At 35.2% G+C, this 566-nt stretch carries 1 pseudogene; it reads right to left on the bottom strand.

The features are described 5' to 3' along the window. Positions 1-198, bottom strand: a pseudogene (locus tag AC1DRF_RS31740) (hypothetical protein); the annotation flags it as partial. Between the last annotated feature and the right edge of the window lie 368 nt (positions 199-566).

Genomic DNA, 566 nt, shown 5'->3' with positions numbered 1-566 from the left:
GCATTCAACAAATTGACGGTGTTGCTTTGAAGCCAAGCTCTCATCAATATTTTCATCCGCATAGTGCTTTTGTGTTTCATTAATAATTTCTTCAATTTTCATATATGTAGGTGGGCAAACGACCACACGTTTTAATGTATCATACTCATTTTTACACCCATAACTATTCGTCATTTTAGCTGGCTGTTTCATTTGCATCTTTTTAATCCCCCTTCGTGCATTTATGTACAGTGTTCCCTAAATTACCCGAAACATAAACACGATTTTGCTGAGGAAGCACCCCTGCGCATCTATCTAAAAAGCTTTTTCAGGCAAGAAAAACAAAAAAACACAATACTTCTTCTAATTACAATAACTGTTAGTATAAAATAGTCTAGTAACTGTACAAAAAATTGGAGGTTAATATGAATAAAGTAGCGAACGCATTATATGCGAGCAGGAAAATTTTATTAGTACTGTGGATCATCTTAATTATCGGATTTGGCTTTTATGCGGCTAAGCTTCCTTCTGTGCTGGGAGGAAACGGATTTGAAATAAAAGGAATGTATAAAGATACCGAGCAGCTT

It is taken from the genome of Priestia sp. P5_B4 (assembly GCF_056400385.1).
The sequence above is the reverse complement of the archived record's forward strand: the minus strand, read 5'-3'. Positions and strand labels throughout refer to the sequence as shown.